Source organism: Streptomyces sp. Qhu_M48, assembly GCF_051305195.1.
Taxonomy (GTDB): domain Bacteria; phylum Actinomycetota; class Actinomycetes; order Streptomycetales; family Streptomycetaceae; genus Streptomyces.
Map to the genome: position 1 here is coordinate 7,872,731 of NZ_CP195432.1, position 23,944 is coordinate 7,896,674.

22 protein-coding genes and 2 tRNA genes are annotated in these 23,944 nt (G+C 69.6%); 16 read left to right on the forward strand and 8 right to left on the reverse strand.

Annotated features, from left to right (window positions below):
- Positions 1 to 9 precede the first annotated feature (9 nt).
- The 5 genes from gyrA (at position 10) to ACRRSS_RS35550 (ending at position 5,316) form a co-directional block, all read left to right on the forward strand.
- Positions 10 to 2,637 (forward strand): DNA gyrase subunit A, encoded by a 2,628-nt coding sequence (gyrA, locus tag ACRRSS_RS35530; protein WP_435975063.1) that lies wholly within the window; start codon positions 10 to 12, stop codon positions 2,635 to 2,637.
- 106 nt (positions 2,638 to 2,743) lie between these two features.
- Positions 2,744 to 3,310, forward strand: coding sequence for a DUF3566 domain-containing protein (locus ACRRSS_RS35535; protein ID WP_351894772.1), 567 nt, complete (start codon positions 2,744 to 2,746; stop codon positions 3,308 to 3,310).
- Between the two features lie 98 nt (positions 3,311 to 3,408).
- Positions 3,409 to 3,482: transfer RNA gene (locus ACRRSS_RS35540), tRNA-Ile, on the forward strand.
- Positions 3,483 to 3,640: 158 nt separating this feature from the next.
- Positions 3,641 to 3,775, forward strand: coding sequence for a DLW-39 family protein (locus tag ACRRSS_RS35545; RefSeq protein ID WP_003958712.1), 135 nt, complete (start codon positions 3,641 to 3,643; stop codon positions 3,773 to 3,775).
- 104 nt (positions 3,776 to 3,879) lie between these two features.
- Positions 3,880 to 5,316, forward strand: coding sequence for a hypothetical protein (locus ACRRSS_RS35550; protein WP_435975064.1), 1,437 nt, complete (start codon positions 3,880 to 3,882; stop codon positions 5,314 to 5,316).
- 147 nt (positions 5,317 to 5,463) lie between these two features.
- Here the strand turns inward: ACRRSS_RS35550 and ACRRSS_RS35555 are convergent, their stop codons facing one another.
- Positions 5,464 to 6,876 carry a protein kinase domain-containing protein gene (locus tag ACRRSS_RS35555; protein WP_435975065.1) on the reverse strand — a complete coding sequence of 471 codons (1,413 nt, stop codon included), beginning with the start codon at positions 6,874 to 6,876 and terminating at the stop codon, positions 5,464 to 5,466.
- Positions 6,877 to 6,937: 61 nt separating this feature from the next.
- Positions 6,938 to 7,486, reverse strand: coding sequence for a helix-turn-helix domain-containing protein (locus ACRRSS_RS35560; protein ID WP_435975066.1), 549 nt, complete (start codon positions 7,484 to 7,486; stop codon positions 6,938 to 6,940).
- Positions 7,487 to 7,615: 129 nt separating this feature from the next.
- Between ACRRSS_RS35560 and ACRRSS_RS35565 the strand changes: the two genes are divergently transcribed.
- The 3 genes from ACRRSS_RS35565 to ACRRSS_RS35575 all read left to right on the forward strand — a co-directional run bounded on the left by ACRRSS_RS35565 (position 7,616) and on the right by ACRRSS_RS35575 (position 9,425).
- Positions 7,616 to 7,688: transfer RNA gene (locus ACRRSS_RS35565), tRNA-Ala, on the forward strand.
- A 559-nt stretch (positions 7,689 to 8,247) separates the two neighbouring features.
- Positions 8,248 to 8,886 carry a TetR family transcriptional regulator gene (locus ACRRSS_RS35570; protein ID WP_435975067.1) on the forward strand — a complete coding sequence of 213 codons (639 nt, stop codon included), beginning with the start codon at positions 8,248 to 8,250 and terminating at the stop codon, positions 8,884 to 8,886.
- 152 nt (positions 8,887 to 9,038) lie between these two features.
- Positions 9,039 to 9,425 carry a DUF6344 domain-containing protein gene (locus ACRRSS_RS35575; RefSeq protein WP_435975068.1) on the forward strand — a complete coding sequence of 129 codons (387 nt, stop codon included), beginning with the start codon at positions 9,039 to 9,041 and terminating at the stop codon, positions 9,423 to 9,425.
- Positions 9,426 to 9,830: 405 nt separating this feature from the next.
- Here ACRRSS_RS35575 and ACRRSS_RS35580 read toward each other — a convergent pair whose 3' ends face one another.
- Positions 9,831 to 10,541, reverse strand: a complete 711-nt coding sequence (locus ACRRSS_RS35580; RefSeq protein ID WP_435975069.1) for a DUF5324 family protein — start codon at positions 10,539 to 10,541, stop codon at positions 9,831 to 9,833.
- A gap of 175 nt (positions 10,542 to 10,716) precedes the next feature.
- Here ACRRSS_RS35580 and ACRRSS_RS35585 point away from each other — a divergent pair, with 175 nt between their 5' ends.
- Together ACRRSS_RS35585 and ACRRSS_RS35590 are read left to right on the forward strand one after the other, a co-directional pair.
- Positions 10,717 to 11,244, forward strand: coding sequence for a peptidylprolyl isomerase (locus tag ACRRSS_RS35585; RefSeq protein WP_351894792.1), 528 nt, complete (start codon positions 10,717 to 10,719; stop codon positions 11,242 to 11,244).
- A 22-nt stretch (positions 11,245 to 11,266) separates the two neighbouring features.
- Positions 11,267 to 12,151: a rhomboid family intramembrane serine protease gene (locus ACRRSS_RS35590; RefSeq protein ID WP_435975070.1), complete on the forward strand. Its 885-nt coding sequence runs from the start codon at positions 11,267 to 11,269 to the stop codon at positions 12,149 to 12,151.
- A gap of 294 nt (positions 12,152 to 12,445) precedes the next feature.
- Here ACRRSS_RS35590 and crgA read toward each other — a convergent pair whose 3' ends face one another.
- Positions 12,446 to 12,700, reverse strand: coding sequence for a cell division protein CrgA (gene crgA, locus ACRRSS_RS35595; protein ID WP_435975071.1), 255 nt, complete (start codon positions 12,698 to 12,700; stop codon positions 12,446 to 12,448).
- 140 nt (positions 12,701 to 12,840) lie between these two features.
- Between crgA and ACRRSS_RS35600 the strand changes: the two genes are divergently transcribed.
- From ACRRSS_RS35600 to ACRRSS_RS35625, 6 genes are all read left to right on the forward strand, one after another.
- Positions 12,841 to 13,608, forward strand: coding sequence for a DUF881 domain-containing protein (locus tag ACRRSS_RS35600; protein WP_435975072.1), 768 nt, complete (start codon positions 12,841 to 12,843; stop codon positions 13,606 to 13,608).
- A 24-nt stretch (positions 13,609 to 13,632) separates the two neighbouring features.
- Complete coding sequence (locus tag ACRRSS_RS35605; protein WP_435975073.1) at positions 13,633 to 14,304, forward strand: class E sortase; 672 nt, start codon at positions 13,633 to 13,635, stop codon at positions 14,302 to 14,304.
- Positions 14,305 to 14,368: 64 nt separating this feature from the next.
- Entirely contained in the window at positions 14,369 to 14,530 is a 162-nt protein-coding gene (locus ACRRSS_RS35610) for a hypothetical protein (protein WP_435975074.1), read from the forward strand.
- A complete protein-coding gene (locus ACRRSS_RS35615; protein WP_435975075.1) occupies positions 14,527 to 15,165 on the forward strand; it encodes an aminodeoxychorismate/anthranilate synthase component II in 639 nt (212 codons plus the stop codon). Before ACRRSS_RS35610 ends, ACRRSS_RS35615 begins: the two co-directional genes overlap by 4 nt.
- A complete protein-coding gene (locus ACRRSS_RS35620; RefSeq protein WP_435975076.1) occupies positions 15,162 to 16,361 on the forward strand; it encodes a class E sortase in 1,200 nt (399 codons plus the stop codon). The genes ACRRSS_RS35615 and ACRRSS_RS35620 overlap by 4 nt, the downstream gene beginning before the upstream one ends.
- Positions 16,362 to 16,391: 30 nt before the next feature.
- Positions 16,392 to 17,066 carry a class E sortase gene (locus ACRRSS_RS35625; protein WP_435975077.1) on the forward strand — a complete coding sequence of 225 codons (675 nt, stop codon included), beginning with the start codon at positions 16,392 to 16,394 and terminating at the stop codon, positions 17,064 to 17,066.
- A gap of 116 nt (positions 17,067 to 17,182) precedes the next feature.
- On the opposite strand, the gene pknB is transcribed toward ACRRSS_RS35625, so the two are convergent.
- The 4 genes from pknB to ACRRSS_RS35645 all read right to left on the reverse strand — a co-directional run bounded on the left by pknB (position 17,183) and on the right by ACRRSS_RS35645 (position 23,770).
- Entirely contained in the window at positions 17,183 to 19,213 is a 2,031-nt protein-coding gene (gene pknB, locus ACRRSS_RS35630) for a Stk1 family PASTA domain-containing Ser/Thr kinase (protein ID WP_435975078.1), read from the reverse strand.
- Between the two features lie 155 nt (positions 19,214 to 19,368).
- Complete coding sequence (locus tag ACRRSS_RS35635) at positions 19,369 to 20,835, reverse strand: peptidoglycan D,D-transpeptidase FtsI family protein (RefSeq protein ID WP_435975079.1); 1,467 nt, start codon at positions 20,833 to 20,835, stop codon at positions 19,369 to 19,371.
- Entirely contained in the window at positions 20,832 to 22,253 is a 1,422-nt protein-coding gene (locus tag ACRRSS_RS35640) for an FtsW/RodA/SpoVE family cell cycle protein (protein ID WP_435975080.1), read from the reverse strand. Before ACRRSS_RS35640 ends, ACRRSS_RS35635 begins: the two co-directional genes overlap by 4 nt.
- 26 nt (positions 22,254 to 22,279) lie before the next feature.
- Positions 22,280 to 23,770: a Stp1/IreP family PP2C-type Ser/Thr phosphatase gene (locus tag ACRRSS_RS35645; RefSeq protein WP_435975081.1), complete on the reverse strand. Its 1,491-nt coding sequence runs from the start codon at positions 23,768 to 23,770 to the stop codon at positions 22,280 to 22,282.
- Positions 23,771 to 23,944: the final 174 nt, after the last annotated feature.

The following is a 23,944-nucleotide window of genomic DNA, read 5'->3' on the forward strand; positions in this document are numbered from 1 at the left end:
CGACCAGCAATGGCCGACGAAATCACTCCCGGCACCACCGAAGACCAGGAGCCCGTACTGCGGATCGAGCCCGTCGGGCTCGAGACCGAGATGCAGCGCTCGTACCTCGACTACGCGATGTCCGTCATCGTGTCCCGCGCGCTGCCCGACGTACGGGACGGCCTCAAGCCCGTCCACCGTCGCGTGCTGTACGCGATGTACGACGGCGGCTACCGGCCCGAGAAGGGCTTCTACAAGTGCGCCCGCGTCGTCGGTGACGTCATGGGTACGTACCACCCGCACGGCGACTCCTCGATCTACGACGCGCTCGTCCGCCTCGCCCAGCCCTGGTCGATGCGCATGCCGCTCGTCGACTCCAACGGCAACTTCGGTTCCCCGGGCAACGACCCGGCCGCCGCCATGCGGTACACCGAGTGCAAGCTCATGACGCTGTCGATGGAGATGCTCCGGGACATCGACGAGGAGACCGTCGACTTCCAGGACAACTACGACGGCCGCAACCAGGAGCCGACGGTCCTGCCGGCCCGCTTCCCGAACCTGCTGATCAACGGCAGCGCCGGCATCGCGGTCGGCATGGCGACCAACATCCCGCCGCACAACCTCCGCGAGGTCGCGGCCGGCGCCCAGTGGGCGCTGGAGCACCCCGACGCCAGCCACGAGGAGCTCCTCGACGCGCTGATCGAGCGGATCAAGGGCCCTGACTTCCCCACCGGCGCGCTCGTCGTCGGCCGCAAGGGCATCGAGGAGGCGTACCGCACCGGCCGTGGCTCGATCACGATGCGCGCGGTCGTCGAGGTCGAGGAGATCCAGAACCGCCAGTGCCTGGTGGTCACGGAGCTTCCGTACCAGACCAACCCGGACAACCTCGCGCAGAAGATCGCCGACCTGGTGAAGGACGGCAAGGTCGGCGGCATCGCCGACGTCCGCGACGAGACCTCGTCCCGTACCGGTCAGCGCCTGGTCATCGTGCTCAAGCGCGACGCCGTCGCCAAGGTCGTGCTGAACAACCTCTACAAGCACACCGACCTGCAGACGAACTTCGGCGCCAACATGCTGGCGCTCGTCGACGGCGTGCCCCGCACGCTCTCGCTCGACGCGTTCATCCGCCACTGGGTGACGCACCAGATCGAGGTCATCGTCCGCCGGACGAAGTTCCGGCTGCGGAAGGCCGAGGAGCGCGCCCACATCCTGCGCGGTCTGCTCAAGGCCCTCGACGCGATCGACGAGGTCATCGCGCTCATCCGGCGCAGCGACACGGTCGAGGTCGCGCGCGGGGGCCTGATGGACCTCCTCCAGATCGACGAGATCCAGGCCAACGCGATCCTGGAGATGCAGCTCCGCCGGCTCGCCGCCCTGGAGCGCCAGAAGATCGTCGCCGAGCACGACGAGCTCCAGGCGAAGATCAACGAGTACAACGCGATCCTGGCCTCGCCGGAGCGCCAGCGCGCGATCGTCAGCGAGGAGCTGGCCGCGCTCGTCGAGAAGTTCGGTGACGACCGCCGCTCCAAGCTCGTGCCCTTCGACGGTGACATGTCCATCGAGGACCTGATCGCCGAGGAGGACATCGTCGTCACCATCTCGCGCGGTGGCTACGTGAAGCGGACGAAGACCGAGGACTACCGCTCGCAGAAGCGCGGTGGCAAGGGCGTGCGCGGCACGAAGCTGAAGCAGGACGACATCGTCGACCACTTCTTCGTCTCCACGACCCACCACTGGCTCCTCTTCTTCACGAACAAGGGCCGGGTCTACCGGGTCAAGGCGTACGAGCTGCCCGACGCGGGGCGGGACGCGCGCGGCCAGCACGTGGCCAACCTGCTCGCCTTCCAGCCGGACGAGCAGATCGCCCAGATCCTGGCGATCCGCGACTACGAGGCCGCGCCGTACCTGGTGCTCGCCACCAAGGCCGGTCTGGTCAAGAAGACCGCGCTGAAGGACTACGACTCGCCGCGCTCCGGTGGTGTCATCGCGATCAACCTCCGGGAGACCGACAACGGCGCCGAGGGCGTCGCCGACGAGCTGATCGGGGCCGAGCTGGTCTCGGCCGAGGACGATCTGCTGCTCATCAGCAGGAAGGCGCAGTCGATCCGCTTCACCGCCACGGACGACGCGCTGCGCCCGATGGGACGCGCCACTTCGGGCGTCAAGGGGATGAGTTTCCGCGCGGACGACGAACTGCTCTCGATGAATGTCGTCCGGCCCGGTACGTTCGTCTTCACCGCGACCGACGGCGGGTACGCGAAGCGCACCCCCGTCGACGAGTACCGCGTCCAGGGTCGTGGCGGCCTCGGTATCAAGGCCGCCAAGATCGTGGAGGACCGTGGCTCGCTCGTGGGCGCGCTGGTGGTCGAGGAGACGGACGAGATCCTCGCCATCACGCTGTCCGGCGGTGTGATTCGCACGCGAGTCAACGAAGTCAGGGAGACCGGCCGTGACACCATGGGCGTCCAGCTGATCAACCTGGGCAAGCGCGATGCCGTCGTCGGCATCGCACGGAACGCCGAGGCAGGCAGCGACGACGACGTCGATGACGCCGACGACGCCGTGGAGGCGTCCGAGGCCGCGGTGGTCGAGACCGTGGTGGTCGAGACCGAGGCAGTCGAGGGCACGGAGCCCTCGGCCGGGGAGCACGAGGAGTAAGAGCGTGAGTGGAGCCACGGGCGCCGGATCGGCGGCCGCCGGAGCTTCTGCTGGTGCTGGAGCGAACGGCGCCCGTGGCCCCGCCACGGACTCCCAGGGGGTTGCGGTGACGGACACTCGAGGGCAGCAGTCCTCGTACGAGAGCTACAACGGGCCGCTGCCCGGCGAGCGCACGGGTGCGCAGCAGCCGGGCGGGCCCTACCACCCGCCGCAGGCGTACGGCGCTCCGGCGTCGGGCGGCACTGCGGGCGGGCAGACCGGTGCCGTGCGCCGGCCGCGTACGGGGGCCCGCACGACGCCCCGTACGCGCAAGGCGCGGCTGCGGGTGGCCAAGGCCGACCCGTGGTCGGTGATGAAGGTGAGCTTCCTGCTCTCCATCGCGCTGGGCATCTGCACGATCGTCGCCGCTGCGGTGCTGTGGATGGTCATGGACGCCATGGGCGTCTTCTCGACGGTCGGCGGCACGATCAGCGAGGCCACGGGCTCCAACGAGTCCAACGGCTTCGACCTGCAGTCGTTCCTTTCGCTGCCGCGGGTGCTGATGTTCACCTCGGTGATCGCCGTGATCGACGTGGTCCTGATGACCGCGCTGGCGACGCTGGGCGCGTTCATCTACAACCTCTCGGCCGGCTTCGTGGGCGGTGTCGAGCTCACGCTCGCCGAGGACGAGTAGGACGCGCGGGGCCGGTCCGGGAACGGATTTTGGGACTGGCCCCCACGTGCGCTAATGTTCAGGAGTCAGCGCGCGGGACATACACCGCAGAGCGCGGCGGGGCTATAGCTCAGTTGGTTAGAGCGCATCCCTGATAAGGATGAGGCCACAGGTTCAAATCCTGTTAGCCCCACAGTGTCGATCGACCCGGACGGTTCCTCCGTCCGGGTCGATTTTCGTTTCCCGGGACGAAGAGAGGTTTGAAGCTCGTACAGGTCACCGATCGGTATCGGTCGATGTGTAGAGTGGGCGTCAGAAGTCTCCTACGTCAACGAAAGACGAGGTCGCGCGGTGAAGAAGCTTCTCCTGGTCGCACTGGCCGCCATCGGCGGGCTCCTCGTGTACCGCCAGATCCAGGCGGATCGCGCCGAGCAGGATCTGTGGACGGAGGCGACCGACTCCGTGCCCGCAGGTTCGGGTGTGTGAGACGAAGACCGTCAGTGGGTGAAGCCCCGGCCGCGCGTGAGCGGGCCGGGGCTTCGCTTTGCCTGAGCACATTGTCGACTTGCTTGAGCGAAGAGGAGGAGCGCGTGAAGACGCAGGCCGGCATCGGCCGGAGGGCGGGGGCCCTGTTCACGGCGGCCGCGGCGGTGGGAGCGATGGCGACGGTGCCCGGACAGGCGCTGGCGATGGCGCCGGGGCAGGCCGTGGCGGGCGTTCCGGGACACGCCTCGGCGGGTGTACCGGGGCAGGCGCGAGCCGGCGTGCGGGGGCAGGCCTTGGCGGGCGTGCCGGGGCGGGCCCTCGCGGGCATGCCGGGGCAGGCGCCCGCGGCCGAGGGGAGCACTTTCCCGCCCTACACCTTCGACAGCGCGGCCCAGCAGGTCGCGGGGGCCGCTTCGAGCTCCGACGCGGCGCAGCTGAACACCGGGCAGACCTACCGCGACACGCTCAAGAAGGACGGCAAGGTCTACTACCGGGTCGACCTGGACGACAAGCGGAACGCGTACGTCTCCGTGGTCGCGGTTCCCAGGACCGGCGGCAAGGTCGAGTACGGCGACGGCTTCAAGGTGAGCCTCCAGGACGGCTCCGGCACCGAGTGCGGCTACCAGCAGGTGAACTTCACCTCGGCCGAGTACACGAGGCCGCTCGCCGCCTACGCCCGGCGCGTCATCAACGCCGACAGCTCCACCTGCCAGCGCGCGGGCGCCCACTACGTACTCGTCGAGCGGGAGGGGAAGGCGACCTCCAGCCCGGACGACTGGGGCCTGGAGATCCGATACGTCACGGAGCCGGTCCTGAAGAAGGCCGGACCGACCGAACTCCCCGAGGCCTGGGCCTCCGGCACGCCCGCTCCGCCCACGGGCGGCCCGAAGCCGCGGCAGGGCGGCTCCGGCGTCCATGACGCCACCTCGCTGGAGCAGGGCGAGTGGCGGTCCGACATCCGGCCGGGGCAGACGCTCTTCTACCGGGTGCCCGTCGACTGGGGGCAGCAGCTCTTCGCCAGCGCCGAACTCGGCAGCAGCGCCGCGAGCGACGAGTACATCGGCAACGCCCTGATCCTCTCCCTCGAGAACCCCGCGCTGGGGCACGTCGACGAGAAGACCCTCAGCTACGACGGAAAGCAGTCGACGCTGGCGCTCGACGCGCTGCGGCCGGTGGCCCACGAGAACCGCACCTCGTACGACGAGGCCACCAGCGGGATGCGCTTCGCCGGCTGGTACTACCTGTCGGCCACGCTCAGCCCGGCGCTGGCCGAGGAGTACGGGGACGGGACCGTGCCGCTGACCCTGCGGGTCTCCCTGCGGGGCGGTGCGAAGCCCGGGCCCGGGTACGACGGCGACCCCGGGCCGTTCCAGGTGACCGCCGACGACAAGGAGGCGGCGGCGAACGGCGCCGCCGGGGCGGGGGCGGCGGCGAGCGGCGACTCCATGCGCGTCGTCGCGGCGGCGGGCATCGGCAGCGGCACGGTGCTGCTGCTGGGACTCGGCGCGTGGACGCTGGTGGCGCGCCGAAGGGCCGGGTAGGCAGCCGCTGGGGGTGCGGGGCGGTCGGTGCGGGCTGAGGTCCCCGGTGCGGGATCGCCGTCCCTGGTGCGGGGCTCAGGTCTGGGACTGGGTCTGGGTCTGGGTCTGGGACCAGGTCTGGGACTGGGTCTGGGCTCAGGTTTGGGCTCAGGTCTGGGCGAGGGCCCAGAAACCGACCGCGAAGCAGAGCAGCGCGAGCAGGACGACCGGGATCGCCACCTTCGGGGGCGGTCCCGGTCGGCGTACGGGGGCGGACGGCGTCGCGGGAGCGGGCAGGGGCGGTGCGTGCTGTGCGGGAACCTGAACGGGTCGAGCGGTGTATGGATGAGTAGGGGGTTGTTCGTACGGCGCCGCGGCGGTGGGTGCCTGTCCGAAGGAGGGGGTCGGGTGCGCGACCGGCGGGGGCAGGTGGAAGCTGCCCGTCTCGGAGGGCCCGGGCAGTGGTGCGGGCGCCGGGACGGGGGCGACGTGGGGGGCGGCCGGGTGCTGGGGCTGGTGCTGCGGCTGTGGGGGCTGCTGCTGTGGTGGTACGGGCGTGGGGGAGGACGTGGGTACGGAGCCGGGGCCGGCGGCCCGGGAGGGGCTCGTGGAGGCGCCCTGGGCGGCTGCTGCGGTTGCGGCTGGGTCCGTGTGACCGGTGGGGCCGGCAGGGCTGGTGGGGGCAGCGGTGTCGGCGAGGCCGGTCGGGCCCTGGGGGCCGAATCCGGACGGCAGAGGGCCCAGTTGGTCGAAGATCTCGACAGGCTCCTCGTCGGGACGCGGTTCGGGAAGCATCTCGACGGCGGCGCTCAGCGCCTTGCGGGCTCCGGTGGCCGTCCGGAAGCGGGCCTGCGGATCGGGCTGGAGTAGCCCGGCGAGCACCTGCCACAGAGGCTCCGGAATGCCCTCGGGGGCGCCGGGAGTGCCGTGCGCGAGGAAGTGCCCGACCAGGGCCTGCGAGTCCGGCTTGCGGCCCTGGAGCAGATAGAGGGCGACCAGACCGACGGCGAAGAGGTCCGCGGTGAAGTCCGGCTCGGCGCCGAGGAGCTGCTCGGGTGCGAAATACCCGGGCGTCCCCACGACGTAGTTGGTCTCGGTGAGGCGCGGCTCGCCCTTGCGCATGGAGATGCCGAAGTCGGAGAGCCGCAGGTGAGGCCGCCCGGTGCCGGTGACGTCCAGGAGGATGTTGGCGGGCTTGATGTCCCGGTGCACGACCCCCTCGGCGTGCACGGTGGCCAGGCCCGAGAGCAGCTGGTCGAGCAGGACGCAGACGAAACGGGGCGGCAGCGGGCCGTAGTCGCCGATGACATGGGCCAGGGAGCCGCCGGCGACCAGGTCCATGGTGAACAGGACCTTGTCGTCGTCGGCCGCCCAGCTGGCCGGGGCGAGGACGTGCGGATGGTCGATCCGCAACGCCTGCTCGCGGACGAAGCGGAGCAGCGTGTGCGCGTCGCTCTGCAGGAGCACCTTGGCCGCCACATAGCGGCGGCGACGGTGGTCCCAGGCGCGCCACACGGCGCCCGCCCCGCCCCGTCCGATCGGGTCGACCAGCTCGTACCGACCAGCGAAGACCTCACCCATCGTGCTGTGTCCGCTCCCCGTTGCTTCGTCTTCCAGCGATGCCGGCCGGCTGCCGACCGATTCAGTTCTGGTGCGACTCGTAGTGGGCGACCGCCTCCGCGGTGCGCCCGGCGCCGTACACCCGGAGGAACTCTGCCAGTTCCGGGTGGGCCGGGGCGAGAGAGTCGGCGGCGTCGATGATGTCGCCCGCCGCGGCTACGGAGCGCAGCAGCGACTGGATCTCGCGGACCACCCGGCGGACGGTCGGAGCGCCGGAGCCGGCGCTGGCCTGACCGGTGCTGGTGAGGACGGAGCCGCCCTGCGACTTCTTGACCTCGTCCATCCGGTCGGTGGCCTCGGCGGCGCTGACGCTGCCGTCGGCGACCTGCACGGCGAGCTCCTGAAGTGCCTGGACACGCTGGACGACGGCCGGGTTCCCGATCTTGGCGCGCTGGCCGCTCATCAGCTGGGACAGCATGGGCGCGGACAGTCCCAGCACGGCCGCGAGCCGAGCCTGATTGAGTCCGAGATCGTCGATCAGCCGACGGAAGAGCGCCCCCAGCGGCTCTCCGTACCAACTGCGCTGAAGCTCTCTGGCTCTGGCCGTGGCTTCCTGCTGCGCTGCGTCCATTACTTCTCCCCATCCCTGCGGTTCGCCACTGCGAACCTCGATCAGCATCTTACGGAGAGTGGTCGCCGACCGGGAGTCCCAATCCTTTTGCCGGACATGGGGGGTGACCCGGTACGCTGTCCTCGTTCCGGGGCCTTAGCTCAGTTGGTAGAGCGCTGTCTTTGCATGGCAGATGTCAGGGGTTCGACTCCCCTAGGCTCCACGTCAAGCACCCCCTTTGAACTGCGGAAACGCAGTTCAAAGGGGGTGTTCTGCGTGTACGGGGAGGGCGGGGCCGGGATCAGAGGTCCGGGCTCCTGCCCGCCGCGACGGCCCTCATCCGGGCGATCTGGACCTTCGTGACGCGCTCCTGGTGGCCGACGGCCTGGACGCCGGTACACGGCGACCCGGTCTCCTCGGAGCAGGCTCCGAGCGCCTGATCCTCCTGGGCGCTCCTGGGCCACGACAGGCGCCGACGGGTATCTCGCCCACGCTCGCCTCGGTCGGGAGCGCGTCGTACAACCCCGTCGCGTCCACCCAGACCTCGACGGCCTTCGTCGGCTCCTGCGGCTTCTCCTCAGGGCCGGAAGCGGTCGCCTTCCCGCTTCCCGCCGGGCCGGCTCCGTCGTCACAGCCCGTCAGCGCCGGCATCAACGTCGCCGCTACAGCGGTCCCCGTACAACCGCCTTCACATGCAGTCCTCTTGAACGCGATCGGTCGGCATGGACACCCGACCTCGTCGACCAGGGGGACTCGGAGTCCGCCTGGCTAGGGTGACGGTCATGGTCTCCCCCACCCCGCCCGATGACCGTTCGCTGCCGCTCCGGGAGCGGAAGAAGCTGCGCACCCGGCGGGCGCTGGCCGCCACCGCGCTGCGCATGTTCGCCGAGCGGGGCCTCGACGCGACCACGGTGGAGGACCTGGTCGACGAGGTGGAGGTGTCGAAGAGCACCTTCTTCCGCACCTTCCCGGCCAAGGAGGCGGCGGCCATCGAGGCCGAGGTCGAGCTGTGGTCGTCCTTCGTCGCGGCGCTGGAGGGGCGCGCGATGTCCGGACCCGTCCTCGTGGAGCTCCAGGACATCCTGTGCGGCGTCCTCTCCGGTCTCGGGGCGGACTGGGCGGATCGCTATGCCGCCACCCGGCGGCTGGTGCTCAAGGAGCCGGCATTGCTCGCGCACGTGGCGCACCACCGTGCCGAGGCCGAGCGGCGGATCGGTGACCTGCTGGCCACCGGGCTCGGGCTGCCCGCGGGCGACCTCAGGCCCCAGGTCCTCGCGGAACTCACCGGCACCGGCTGGAACATCGCCGCTCGCGCCTGGATCGACTCCGGCGGCCGTGGCGGGCTCCGCACCCTGCTCCAGGGCGTCGAACGGGCCTTCAAGGCCGTTCCCGCAGGCCTGGAACTCTCCGCTCCGGAGTGACCACTGGTCCGGACGGGTGGTGTTCATCGGAAGAACTGCGCGGCGACAGCGGCGGTCCGTGGAAATCGGGCGCGCATCCACATCATGAGGAAAGTACGTAAAGCGCGCAAACCGAAATGAACCATCCGAGAACGTCACGAAAGCGAGGGGCCATGGCCACCGCCAAGGTCAAGCAGTTCTGGACCGCCTTCATCTCCGTCCTCTTCGCCCTGCTCGCCTCCGTCGGCCTGGCGGGCACCGCCGCCGCGGCCCAGCCGCCGGCCGTACAGCAGCCCGAGGAGCCGGTCGGCCCCGCCGCCGCCACCGTCCGCGCCGCCGCGGATCGCACCGCACTCGCCTCCGTACCGGCCCAGCGGGCCCATCGGTGGCCGCTCGCCGGGGACCGCTCCCTGCCGCCCACCATCAAGCAGCGCATCGCCGCCGAGGCGCACGGTTCCTCCCCCGCCTCCCGGAACCGTTCCACGACCGGCGCCACCGCCGTGGCCGAGAGCGACGAGCCGACCGCGCTGACGGAGCTGGCGCTCACCTCGGCCGCGTAGGTGCGGGGAGACGCCGACGCGCACTCCCCGCACCTTCGCAGGACGCTTGCCCAGAAGAGCCGGAGGACCGGCAGGACCCCAGCGGGACTGCGCAGGACCCGGAGAACTCCCGTAGGACCAGCAAGATCAGCAGGGCCGGCACGACTCGTAAGACCAGCACGACCGGCACGACCCCGGCGGGAATCCGCAGGGTTCAGCAGGGCTCGACAGAACCCGCGGGACTCAGCAGGACCCCGGCAGGACCACGTAGGACCCCGGCTAGACCCAGCAGATCTCAGCAAGGCCGAACAGAGCTCATCAGGACCCAGCAGGAACCCTGTAGGGCTCGGCAGAACCCCAGCTACCCCGCGGAACCCCGTGGAGAGCTCAGCAGGACCCGGCAGGACCCAGCGGTACCCCGGTCAATCAGCGGCGCTTGTCGCGTTCGGCGGCCTCTGCGGCTGCGGCCGCGGCTTCGGCCTCGGTCTCCTTGGCCTCCACCTCCGGGTCGAGCGGAGCCTCCCTGTCGTCGACAGACGTCAGTACGGCGCCCTCGTCCACCTCGGTGGGAGCGGGCGGCTCGACCAGCCAGTCGGGATTGGCCTGCTTGTCCCACCACTTCCAGGCGGCGTACGCGCCGCCGGCGAGAACGCCCAGGACCAACAGGCCCTTGGCGAGGCGTCCGGCCCTGGCCCGGCGCTCATGCTTCTTCACGATCTTCCGAATGTCCTTCGGCGTCACCTGACCGCGCAGCGCGGCCCAGGCGGCGGTGGAACGCGCCCCCGCCTCGTCGATGACGGGACCGGTCGCGGCGACCGCCTGCTCGACGCGCGGAACGGTGTACTCGGCCGCCTGACGGGCGGCCCGGCGGGTCTTGACCGCCGCACGGTGTGCGGCCGCGTCGACCCGCGGCGGTACGTGCGGTGCGACGTACGAGTCGTACTGCACACGAGCCTGCGCCCGTGCTTGCTGAGCGGCCTTGGAAACCTTCGGAGCGAGCAGGTCACGCGCCTCGAGCGCGTAGTGCGACGCCTGGTCCTTGGCCGTGCCGGCGTACGGCGCCACCACTTCCGCGGCGTGCAGGACGCTCTCCTTCGCCGAACCTGTGGCGGCGCGCACGCTGTCCATGCGGGTCACGGGATTCCTCCTCCTCGGTGGCGACGATGTTGGGATTTCGCCTTTCCATCCTTTTCGAAATCATGCCCGCCGGATCGAAGTCCGGCATGTGGGGCGGGCATCCGGGGCATGCGAGGATCGGACACGCCAGAGACAGACGTGACATGACGCGACATGACGTGGACGGAAGGCGACCGTGGCCGAGCAGTTGTACGCGATCCTCAAGACGAGCCTGGGCGACATCGAGGTGCGGCTGATGCCGTTCCACGCCCCGAAGACGGTCCGGAACTTCGTCGAGCTCGCCGGTGGTGAGCGCGAGTGGACGCACCCCGCGACCGGGACGGTCTCGACGGACCCGCTCTACGACGGCACGGTCCTCCACCGGGTCATCAAGGGATTCATGATCCAGGGTGGCGACCCGCTGGGGAACGGCACGGGCGGCCCCGGCTACGAGTTCGCCGACGAGTTCCACCCGGAGCTCTTCTTCGACCGTCCGTACCTGCTGGCGATGGCCAACGCGGGACCGGGCACCAACGGTTCGCAGTTCTTCGTCACGGTCGCCCCCGCCACCTGGCTGAACCGCAAGCACACGATCTTCGGCGAGGTCGTGGACAAGGAGAGCCGGAAGGTCGTGGACGCGATCGCGGCCACCGCGACCGACCCGCACACCGAGCGTCCGCTCCAGGACGTGGTCGTCGAGTCCGTGGTGATCGAGAAGCGCTGAGGCGGAAGGAACGGTACCTCTCATGGACCCGCGACCTTCCGGGGAACCGCACTCCGGCGTGCCGCGCTGTTACCGCCATCCCGAGGTCGAGACCGGCATCCGCTGTACCCGCTGCGAGAAGCCGATCTGCCCGCAGTGCATGGTCTCCGCGTCGGTGGGCTTCCAGTGCCCCGACTGTGTACGGAACGGCTCGGGGACCGGACACGCCGCCGACGCCAACCAGCCGAGGACGCTCGCGGGCGGCCGGGTGGCGGCGGACGACCGTTTCGTCACCAAGATCCTGATCGGGATCAACCTCGCGGTCTACCTGGCCGTCCTGGTGTTCGGCGACCGGCTCGTCGACGAGCTCGTGCTCATCGGCTACGCCTTCAGCCCGGCGCTCGGCGAGATCGTGGGCGTCGCGGACGGCGAGTGGTACCGGCTCCTGACCTCCACCGTGCTCCACCAGGAGGTCTGGCACATCCTCTTCAACGTGCTCGGCCTGTGGGTGATCGGCGGGATCGTCGAACCCGAGCTGGGCAGGATCCGGTTCGCGCTCCTCTGCCTTCTCTCCGGTCTCTCCGGCTCCGCTCTCGCCTACGCCGTCGCCGAGCCCAACCAGCCCTCCCTCGGCGCCTCGGGCGTCGTCTACGGGCTCATCGGCGCGTGGGTGGTGCTGGCCCGCAGGCGCCGGCACGACATGCGGCCGGTGGTCCTCTTCGTCGCCCTGTCGCTGCTTCTGACGTTCACCCGTCCGGGGATCTCCTGGGAGGCCCACGTCGGTGGACTGGTCGCGGGCGCCCTGGTGACGTACGCCCTGGTGCACGCGCCCCGGGCCCGCCGGGACCTCGTGCAGTACGGGGCCTGTGGACTGGTGCTCCTGATCGATCTGGGGGTCGTACTGGCCCGCTCGGCAGCGCTCACCTGAGCGCACAGGGCTGTGGAAGAGCTTCCTGGTGAGCTTTCCCCAGAGTTATCCACAGTGTGTGGCGAAGTAGGGCCACTCTATGGGGAAAGGCCGCGCCCCCCACCTCTGACCTGGTGTTTCTCCAGGGAGGTGAGGGGCGTTCTGGTCTCCGGCGAGGGTGATTCCGGTCATACCGGCGTCAACCTCGTGCGAGTTATCCACAGATCTTCGTAAGTTATCCAGTGCTGTGCACAACGCTGTGGATAAGTTCAGGGGAGAGCTTGACGAGCGGCCGGTGCGGACGCTAGATCGCCGCTACTTCCACTGTGTGGAGACACCGAATCCGGCCGCGATGAAGCCGAAGCCCACCACGATGTTCCAGTTCCGGATCGACTCGATCGGCATCGATCCATCGGTGACGTAGAAGACCACGATCCACACCAGACCGATGGCGAACAACGCCAGCATCACAGGCGCCACCCAGCTGTGATTGGTCAGCTTGATCGTGGTGGCCTGCTTCGCGGGCGGGGGCGTGAAGTCGGCCTTCTTGCGGATCCGTGACTTCGGCACGAGGGACTCTCCTGTCGATGCGCTGCGTGACCGCGCAGGGAACTGTGGCTGGCGCCGGGATGTGACGAAGGAGGACGACTGCGTCCCCCAGGCGTCCGTTAGCGTAGTGGTTCCGCGGCACCGAAGGGGATCAGGGTACGTTGAGCAATTCCGTCGGCACTCCCGAAGGGCCGGGCCGCACCGCGAGGTGGCGCCCCGTCCGGGTGCTCACGCTTGCCGTTTTCGCCCTGGCCGGACTGATTTTCGTCACCAGCTTCAACACCGCCAAGGGCACCAACATCCGCACCGACGCCTCTCTCCTGCGGCTCTCCGACCTCATCGAGCAGCGCAGCCACAAGAACGCGGGCCTCGACGACTCGACCTCCGCCCTCCGTTCCCAGGTCGACACCCTCGCCGCCCGCGACGACGGGTCCACGCGCGCGGAGGACGAGCGACTCGACGCGCTGGAGGCCGCGGCGGGCACCACCGAGGTCTCCGGCTCCGGTCTGACCGTCACTCTCAATGATGCCCCGCCGAACGCCCAGGCGGCCCCCGGCTACCCCGAGCCGCAGGCCAACGACCTCGTCATCCACCAGCAGGATCTCCAGGCCGTCGTGAACGCCCTGTGGCAGGGCGGCGCCGAGGGCATCCGGGTCATGGACCAGAGGCTCATCTCGACCAGCGCCGTGCGCTGTGTCGGCAACACCCTGATCCTCCAGGGCCGCGTCTACTCGCCCCCGTACAAGATCACGGCGGTCGGCGACCGGGGGAAGCTGAGCAAGGCGCTCTCGGGCTCCCCGGCGATCCAGAACTACCAGCTGTACGTGAAGGCGTACGGGCTGGGCTGGAAAGTCGACGAGCACAGGGCGGTGACTCTTCCCGGGTACTCGGGCACAGTGGACCTCCACTACGCGAAGCCGGTGAGCTGACAGCGGGAAGAGCGGGAGGGCCGCTTGCGTCTCGTCGTGAGGACCTTCAGCGAGCTGTGTCTGACCGTCGGCACCCTGATCGTCCTCTTCGTCGTGTACGTCCTGTACTGGACCGGAGTCCAGGCCGACATCGCCGGCGCCGCCCAGATCGACACCCTCCAGCGCGAGTGGGCGAGCACGCCCGTCGCGGCCGCGCCCGGCCCCGCGCGCGTGCGGCCGCCGTACGCCCCCGGCAGGGGGATCGCCGTCATGTACGTCCCCCGCCTCGGCAAGGACTGGGAGTGGCCCGTCCTCCAGGGCACCGGGGCCGGCACCCTGAAGAAGGGGCTCGGCCACTACGCCGGCACCGCCCGGCTCGGCGAGACCGGCAACTTCGCCGTCGCCGGACACCGCCGCACGCACGGAGACCCCTTCAAGGACTTCCCCCGGCTCCGCGAGGGCGACGCCGTCGTCCTCACCGACGGGACGACCTGGTTCACGTACCGGATCGGCCGCGCGCCGTACCGGACCGTCCCCAGCGACATCGGCGTCATCGACCCCGTCCCCGGTAAGTCGGGCTTCGACGGGCCCGGCCGCTACCTCACTCTCACCACCTGCGAGCCCGAGTGGGGCAGCAGCCACCGACTGGTGGTCTGGGCCCACCTCGACGCCACCCGGCCGGTCGCCGACGGTCGTCCACAGGCTTTGGACAGCTGACCCCTCACGCCCCCCTCGCCCCGTACTCTGGACCCCGTAACGAACAGAAGGGGCGGTCGACGTCATGTACGGCTGGATCTGGCGGCATCTGCCGGGCAACGCGTGGGTGCGGGCGCTGCTCTCGACCGTGCTGGTCCTCGCGGTCGTCTACGTCCTCTTCCAGTACGTGTTCCCCTGGGCGGAGCCTCTGCTTCCGTTCAACGATGTGACGGTGGACGGCCAGTGAACGCGCGCATTCTCGTCGTCGACAACTACGACAGCTTCGTCTTCAACCTCGTTCAGTACCTCTACCAGCTCGGCGCCGAGTGCGAAGTCCTCCGCAACGACGAGGTCGAGCTGAGCCACGCCCAGGACGGCTTCGACGGCGTGCTGCTCTCGCCCGGACCCGGCGCGCCCGAACAGGCCGGAGTCTGCGTCGACATGGTCCGGCACTGCGCGTCCACCGGCGTGCCCGTCTTCGGGGTCTGCCTCGGCATGCAGTCCATGGCCGTGGCGTACGGCGGGGTCGTCGACCGCGCGCCCGAGCTGCTGCACGGCAAGACCTCCCTCGTCACGCACGAGGGCCAGGGCGTCTTCGCGGGCCTGCCCTCGCCGTTCACCGCGACCCGTTACCACTCGCTGGCCGCCGAGCCCGCCGCGCTCCCGGCCGAGCTCGAGGTCACCGCGCGGACCGCGGACGGCATCATCATGGGCCTTCGCCACCGCGAACTGCCCGTCGAGGGAGTCCAGTTCCACCCCGAGTCGGTCCTCACCGAGCACGGGCACCTGATGCTCGCCAACTGGCTGGAGCAGTGCGGCGACAAGGAGGCGGTCGCACGGTCGGCGGGGCTCGCGCCGGTGGTGGGCAAGGCCGTCGCGTGACGACGGGCTCTCCGTGGTTCCGGGCGACGAACGAACCGGGACCGGAGCCGATACCCGCGGCGCCGTACGCCCCCGCCGATCCGCACGCGGACACCGCCCCGTACGCGCCCCCCGCGGACCCGTACGCGCCCGAAGCCGGCCCGTACGCCCCAGCGCAGCCGTACGCCCCCGCGCAGCCTTACGCGCCCGCCGAGGCCTACGTACCGGACGAGTCGTACACGGCCCCCGAGCCGTACTCGTATGAGGAACCCTCCTCCTACGAGCATGTCCAGGAGAGCCCCTACGTCGCCCCGTACGAGCCGGACGAGGTGAAGGAACCCCCGCGGACCTCCCCGGGCGAGACGATGCCCCTACGGGCCGTGGAGACCCTCCCCGGGCCCGGTCGCGCCGAGCGCCGCCGGGCCGCCAAGGGTGGCCGGGGCAGGAGCCGGAGCGGCGCCCCCGCGAACTCCGGGCCCTCCGCACCCGAGGGGCGGCCCCTCTCCCGCGTCGAGGCCCGGCGCGCGGCCCGTGCCGCGAAGGACAGCGTCGGTGTCGTCGCGAGCCGGGCCGTCGGGGAACTCTTCATCACCTTCGGCGTCGTCATGCTGCTCTTCGTCACCTACCAGCTCTGGTGGACGAACGTCCTCGCCGGTCAGGAGACCGACCGGGCCAAGGAGCAGATCGAGGACACCTGGGCCAAGGGCGACGACGCCAAGCCGGAGGCCTTCGAGCCCGGCGAGGGCTTCGCCATCATGTACATCCCCAAGCTGGACGTCGTCGTCCCCGTCGCCGAGGGCATCAGCAAGGCCAAGGTCCTCGACAAGGGCATGGCCGGCCACTACGCCGAGGGCAGGCTGAAGACGGCCATGCCGTCCGACAAACAGGGCAACTTCGCGGTCGCGGGCCACCGGAACACGCACGGCGAGCCGTTCCGGTACATCAACCAGTTGAAGCCCGGCGACCCGATCGTCGTCGAGACGCGGAGCACGTACTACACGTACGAGATGGCGAGCATCCTGCCGCAGACCGCGCCCTCGAACGTCTCCGTGATCGATCCGGTGCCCAAGGGCTCGGGGTTCACCGAGCCCGGACGGTACATCACCCTGACCACCTGCACGCCCGAGTTCACCAGCACGTACCGCATGATCGTGTGGGGCAGGCTGGTCGAGGAGCGCCCGCGCAGCAAGGGAAAGCCTCAGGCGCTCGTAGGCTGAGACCCCACAACCTCCGGACGGGACGACCTAGTGGCACGCGTGCGTAATCGGATCGCCGGGATCATCAGCCTCTTCGGCGAACTCCTCATCACGGCGGGCCTGGTGCTCGGCCTCTTCGTCGTCTACTCGCTGTGGTGGACGAACGTCCTCGCCGACCGCGCCGCCGACCAGGACGGCGCGCAGGTCCGCGACCGCTGGGCCGACGGCCCCGGCGCGCTCGACACGAAGGACGGCATCGGCTTCCTGCACGTGCCGGCGATGAACAACGGCGAGGTCCTGGTCAAGCAGGGCACGGGCAGCGGCGTCCTCAACAACGGCGTCGCCGGCTACTACACCGACCCGATCAAGTCCGCGCTCCCGCAGGACAAGCAGGGCAACTTCACCCTCGCCGCGCACCGGGACGGCCACGGGGCCAAATTCCACAACATCCACAAGTTGAAGACCGGGGACTCGATCGTCTTCGAGTCGAAGGACACCTGGTACGTCTACAAGGTCTACAAGACCCTGCCGGAGACCACGAAGTACAACGTGGACGTCCTCCAGCCCGTCCCGAAGGAATCGGGGAAGACCAAGCCGGGCCGGTTCATCACGCTGACCACCTGCACCCCGATGTACACCTCCGACTACCGGTACATCGTCTGGGGCGAGCTGGAGCGCACGGAGAAGGTCGACCGCGACCGGACGCCTCCGGCCGAGCTGAGCTGAGCGGGCCGAGCGGCGCCGGGCGTATCCGACCGGGCACAACGGGAGAGCCCCGGCATCCAGGACGGATGCCGGGGCTCTCCCGCTGTCATGGGGGTGTCAGCCGATGGTGCGAAGGGCTAGCCGAACCAGCCACCGTCGTTGGTGTCCCCGTTGTTCCCGTTGTTCCCGTTGTCTCCGTTGCCGTTCCCGCCGCCACCGATGGTGAAGACCTCGACCGTGGAGCTGGTGTTGACCGGAGTGTTCGCGGGCGGGTTCGTGCCGACCACCAGGGCGTCCTCCTTGTCGGAGCCCTTCTGGACCACCGTCAGGCCCATGCCTTCGAGCTGCGCCTTGACGTCCTTGAACGGCCGGTTCGTCAGGTCGCCGGGGATCGGGACCTGCGTCTGCTGCGGGCCCTTGGAGACCTGCAGCTTCACCTCGGAGTTCGCCGCCGCCGAGCTGTTGCCGTCCGGCGTCTGCTTCACGACCTGGTCCTTGGGCTGCTCGGAGTCCACGTACTCCGTGACCACGACGAAGCCCAGCGTCTTCAGCTGCTGCTCGGCCTGGGAGAGCGGGTTGCCGACGACCTGGGGAACCGTCGACAGCTTCTGCTTCGCGACGGTGATCGTCACCTCGGAGTTCTTCTCCGCCTTGGTGCCGCCGTCCGGGTCCTGGCGAAGAACCGTGCCGGGGTCCTCGCCGGACTCCTCCTGCTCGACCTTGACCTTGAAGCCCTTGGCCTTCAGGGACTCCTCGGCCCGCTCCTGGGACTGCTCGATGACGTCCGGGACCTCCGTGAGCGGGGAGCCCTCGGAGACGTACACCTGGATGGTGCCGCCGGTGTCCATCTTCGCGGAACCGTCCGCGACCGGGATCTGGCGGCAGACGGAGCCCTTGGGCTGCTCACAGCGCTCGGTGCCGGCCTGCTGCACCTTCACCTCGGAGTTGGTCGCGTGCCCGTTCGCCGCCTCGACCGTCAGGCCGACCAGCTGCGGGACGCTGACCTGCCGGGTGCCGTCCTTCTTGTCGAACAGCGAGACACCGATGAAGATCGCGCCGACGAGCACCAGGATGCCCGCGAGGACCAGCAGGATCGTCGATGTGTTCGACTTCTTCTGGCCGCCGCGTCGGCGGTCCGGACGGTCGTCGTAGCCGTATCCGCCGTCGTCCGGGTTGATCGGGGGCAGCATCGAGGTCTGACCGGCGGGGTCGGCCTGGCGCAGCGCCGTGGTCGGCTGGTCCTGGGGCGGGTAGCCGTAGCCCCCGCCGTACGCGGGCGCGCCCGCCATGCCCATTCCCATGCCCATCGCGGCGGCGGCCGCGACCGGCTGGCCGTCGAGGCACGCCTCGATGTCCGCGCGCATCTCGTCGGCGGACTGGTAGCGGTAGTCGGGGTCCTTGACCAGCGCCTTGAGGACGATGGCGTCCATCTCGGGCGTGATCTCGCCGTCGAAGTTGCTCGGCGGCTGCGGCTCCTCGCGGACGTGCTGGTACGCGACCGCGACCGGCGAGTCACCGATGAACGGGGGACGGACGGTGAGGAGCTCGTACAGCAGGCAGCCCGTGGAGTACAGGTCGGATCGGGCGTCGACCTGCTCGCCCTTCGCCTGCTCCGGGGAGAGGTACTGCGCCGTGCCGATCACCGCGGAGGTCTGCGTCATGGTCATGCCCGAGTCGCCCATGGCGCGCGCGATGCCGAAGTCCATGACCTTGACCTGGCCGGTGCGCGTCAGCATGACGTTCGCCGGCTTGATGTCTCGGTGCACGATGCCGGCGCGGTGCGAGTACTCCAGCGCCTGGAGGATGCCGACCGTCATCTCGAGGGTGCGCTCGGGCAGCAGCTTGCGCCCGGAGTGCAGCAGCTCACGCAGGGTCGAACCGTCGACGTACTCCATCACGATGTACGGGATGGAGACCCCGTCGACGTAGTCCTCGCCGGTGTCGTACACCGCGACGATCGCCGGATGGTTCAGCGAGGCGGCGGACTGTGCCTCACGGCGGAACCGGGCCTGGAAGGACGGGTCGCGGGCCAGGTCGGCCCGCAGCGTCTTCACGGCGACGGTGCGGCCGAGCCGGGAGTCCTGGGCGAGGTACACCTCGGCCATGCCACCACGGCCGAGCACCGGGCCCAGCTCGTACCGGCCGCCGAGGCGACGCGGCTCTTCCATAGCTAATCCAGCCCTCTCCGTCTGTCCCGACCGCACCCATGGGTGGTCCGGCGGTGTGTGCTGTTCGCGCATACGCTACCGGCCCCGGGAAGACGTTCCGCCCGGGGCCGGTAGCCGATACCTGACCGGTACCTGGCTCGTACGGGGCCGAGGCATCAGCCCCGGGACTTCAGAACCGCCTTCATGACGGCCTTGGCGATCGGGGCGGCCAGGCCGCCACCGCTGATGTCCTCGCGGTCGGTGCCCTGGGAGTCCTCCACGATCACGGCGACCGCGACCGGGGATCCCTCGGCGGTCTTCGCGTACGAGATGAACCAGGCGTAAGGACGCTTCGCGTTCTTGTCGCCGTGCTGGGCCGTACCCGTCTTGCCGCCGACCTTGACGCCGTCCATCTTCAGGTCGGCCTTGCCACCGGTGCCCTTGGTGACGACGTTCTCCATCATCTGCTGGAGGAGCTGGGCGTTCTCCTGGGAGACCGGGCGGCTCATCTCCTCCGGCTCGTTCTTCTTGAGCAGGTCGACGTTGGGCGCGCGCAGCTCGTCGATCATGTACGGCTTCATCAGCTTGCCGTCGTTGGCGATCGCCGCCGTGACCATCGCCATCTGGAGCGGGGTGGTCGCGGTGTTGAACTGGCCGATGGAGGAGAGCGCGTTTCCGCCGCGGTCGGCCTTCTTGTCGTAGACGGAGGCGGAGGAGCGGACCGGGGTGAACTGCTCGGCGTTGAAACCGAACTTCTCGGCCATCTCGTTCATCTTGTCGACGCCGACGTCGTCACCGAGCTTGGCGAAGACCGAGTTGCAGGAGATCTCCAGGGCCCGGGTGAGGCTGGCGTTGGCGCAGCCCTTGGCGTGGTTGACCATCTCCCTGTTGGAGAGGGGGATCTTCCAGCCGTCCGGGGTGTCGGTCGCCGCGTTGATGTCGTTGACCTTGCCGTTCTCCAGAGCCGCGGCGGCGGTGACGACCTTGAAGACGGAGCCGGGCGGGTAGATCTCGCGGATCGCGCGGTTCTGCTTCGGCTTGTTCTTGTCCTTCTCGAGCGCGACCCAGGCCTTCTCGTCCTTGCCGGAGTAGCCGGCGAAGGAGGAGGGGTCGTACGAGGGGGTGGACGCCATCGCCAGGATCTTGCCGGTGCTCGGCTCGATCGCTACGACGGCGCCGGTGTTCTTCCCGAGGCCCTCGAAGGCGGCCTTCTGCGCGGCGCCGTTGAGGGTGGTGACGACGTCGCCACCCTTCTTCTTGTCGCCGGTGAACATGGCGAGGGTGCGGTCGAAGAAGAGCCGGTCGTCGTTGCCGGTGAGGATGCCGTCCTCGATCTTCTCGATCTGGTTGGCGTCGTAGGCCTGCGAGGCGTACCCGGTGACCGGGGCCCACATGGGGCCGTCGGTGTAGGTGCGCTTGAACTTGTAGTACGGGTCCTTGGAGTCCACGGAGCCGGTGATCGGCTTGCCGTCGACGATGATGTTGCCGCGCTCGTTCGCGTAGCGCTCGATCTGGACGCGCTTGTTCGACGAGTGGGTGTTCAGCTCGTCGGCGCGGACGAACTGGATCCAGTTGTCCCGCAGGAGCAGGGCGAGGACGAGCAGGCCGCAGAAGATGGCGACCCGCCGCAGGGGCTTGTTCACGGACGGACCACCTGGGTCATCTCGGCGTCGGGGGACGGGGCGGGCGCGGGCGCCGGGCGCCTGGCGGTGTCGCTGATCCGGATCAGGATGCCGATCAGGGCCCAGTTGGCGATTACCGAGGACCCGCCGTACGCGAGGAACGGCATCGTCATACCGGTGAGCGGGATGAGTCCCATCACGCCGCCGGCGACGACGAAGATCTGGAGTGCGAAGGCGCCGGAGAGGCCCATCGCGAGGAGCTTGCCGAAGGGGTCACGGGCGGCGAGAGCCGTGCGGATGCCGCGCTCGACGATCAGTCCGTAAAAGAGCAGGAAGACCATCACACCGGTGAGTCCGAGCTCCTCGCCGACGGTGGCGAAGATGAAGTCGGAGTTGGCGGCGAAGCCGATGAGGTCGGAGTTGCCCTGACCGAGGCCGGTGCCCAGGATGCCGCCGGAGCCGAACGACATCAGCACCTGGGTCATCTGGTCACAGGCGTTGACCGTCTTGGCGCACGCGAAGGGGTCGGCCCAGGCGTCGACACGGGCCTGGACGTGGCCCGCGAAGGAAGCCACGCCGACCGCGCCCGCGACGGACATTCCCAGACCCATGACGATCCAGCTGGTCCGCTCCGTCGCCACGTACAGCATGATCACGAACATGCCGAAGAACAGCAGCGAGGTACCGAGGTCGTTCTCGAAGACCAGGATGAGGAGACTGACCGCCCAGATCGTCAGGATCGGGCCCAGGTCACGGCCGCGCGGCAGGTAGAGCCCCATGAAGCGGCGGCTGGCCAGGGCCAGCGCGTCTCGCTTCACCATGAGGTAGCCGGAGAAGAAGACCGCCAGCACGATCTTGGCGAACTCGCCGGGCTGGATGGAGAAGCCGGCGATGTTGATCCAGATCTTGGCGCCGAAGACCGGCGTGCCGAGGCCCGGAACGAGCGGCAGCAGCAGGAGGACGAGGGCGGCCACCATCGAGATGTACGTGTAGCGCTGAAGGACCCGGTGGTCCTTGAGCAGCAGCAGCACGCCGACGAACATGGCGATGCCGATCGCCGAGTACATCATCTGCTTCGGGGCGTCGGGGCTGAAGCTGCCGAAGTCGTTGATGGACTTGGCGATCAGCCGAGGCGACTGGTCCAGCCGCCAGATCAGCACCAGGCCCATGCCGTTGAGCAGGGTCGCGAGGGGCAGCAGCAGGGGGTCCGAGTACGGGGCCCACTTCCGCACCACGACGTGCGCGACGCCCGCGAGCAGGGCGAGGCCGAGGCCGTACCCGAGCATGCCCGCCGGGACCTTGCCGTCGATGGCCAGGCCCACGTTGAGGTACGCGAACACCGGGATGGCGACGGCGAAAGCGAGCAGCGCCAGCTCGGTGTTGCGGCGGCTCGGCGCCTCGATCGCGCCGATGGTGGTCGTGTTGGTGACAACGCTCATGGTGGTGAAAGGCCCCCTACGGGTGCTTACTGCTTGCCGCAGTTCGAGGCCAGCTTCTGCTCCTCCGCGGTGAGGGTGGGACCCGGGGACGGAGCGGCTGTGGTGGGCTTGGGGTCAGGAGTGGCGGTGCCGTCGGGCTTCTCGGCCGGCGGCTTGCTCGCCTGGTCGGCGGCCTTCTCGGCCGCGGCGCGGCGCTGTTCGGTCTTCTTGCAGGCCGAGGCCTGGGCCGCCAGCTCGGCGATCTTCGTCTCGGCCTTGCCGAGGCTGCCGCCCGTGATCGTTTCCTCGACCTGCTTCCGCTGGTAGGCGGGGAGGTACTTGAGTTCGATCTCGGGGTGGTCCTTCTCGACCTTCGACAGCGAGACCCACGCCAGGTCCTGGCTGATGCCCTGGTAGAGCGCCACGTGCTGGTCCTTGGAACCGACGAAGTACTGCGTCTGCGTCCAGCGCCAGCCGCCGTAGGCGCCGCCGCCGACGACCGCCAGGGCGAGGACCAGGATGAAGGAGCGCTTGAGCCACTTGCGGCCGGTGCGCGGCTTCACGAAGTCGTCGTCCGTGTACGACTCGAAGGAGCCCTGCGGGGGCATGCCGCCGTAACCGTGACCGTCACCGCTGCCGGGCGGGCCGAAACCGCCGGGGGGCTGCTGGTGCGGCGTCGGGCGCCCCAGGCCGGAGGCGCGGCCGGCGGGGGTCTGCATCGCCCCGCCGTCGTTCAGCTGGGCGGCCTGGTTCTCGGCGACCGCGCCCACGATGACCGGGGTGTCGTTGAGGTGACCGGCGAGGGTGTCCCCGCCGTCGACGTCGAGGACGTCGGCGACGATCACCGTGATGTTGTCCGGGCCGCCGCCGCGGAGCGCGAGCTGGATCAGCTCCTGCACCGTCTCCTGCGGACCCTGGTAGCTCGCGAGGGTGTCTTCGAGCGTCTGGTGCGAGACCACGCCGGACAGGCCGTCGGAGCAGATCAGATAGCGGTCGCCGGCGCGGACCTCACGGATGGAGAGGTCGGGTTCGACGTGGTCACCGCTGCCGAGCGCGCGCATGAGGAGCGAGCGCTGCGGGTGGGTGGTGGCCTCTTCCTCGGTGATGCGGCCCTCGTCGACGAGCCGCTGCACCCAGGTGTGGTCCTGGGTGATCTGGGTCAGCACGCCGTCGCGCAGCAGATAGGCGCGCGAGTCGCCGACGTGCACCAGACCGAGCCGCTGACCGGTCCACAGCAGGGCGGTGAGCGTGGTGCCCATGCCCTCCAGCTGCGGGTCCTCCTCGACCATCATCCGGAGCTGGTCGTTGGCGCGCTGCACCGCCGTACCGAGCGAGGTGAGGATGTCGGAGCCCGGGACGTCGTCGTCGAGCGTGACGAGGGTGGAGATCACCTCGGAGGAGGCGACCTCACCGGCGGCCTGGCCGCCCATGCCGTCGGCGATGGCGAGCAGCCGGGGACCGGCGTAGCCGGAGTCCTCGTTGCCCTCGCGGATCATGCCCTTGTGCGAGCCCGCGGCGAATCGCAGGGACAGAGTCATGCGCACCTGCCCTGTCGCCGCTGCATCGGGGTACAGCCGGTCTCGACCCACACTGCCCACCCTCCGGTCGCTCCGGTCACGCCGGTCGTTTCAGTCGCTCCGGTCGGGAGCGCGGCACGGCCTGTGGCGGGGACCGTCCCGACTCGCTCGCTCCGCTCGCGCCTATTCATGATG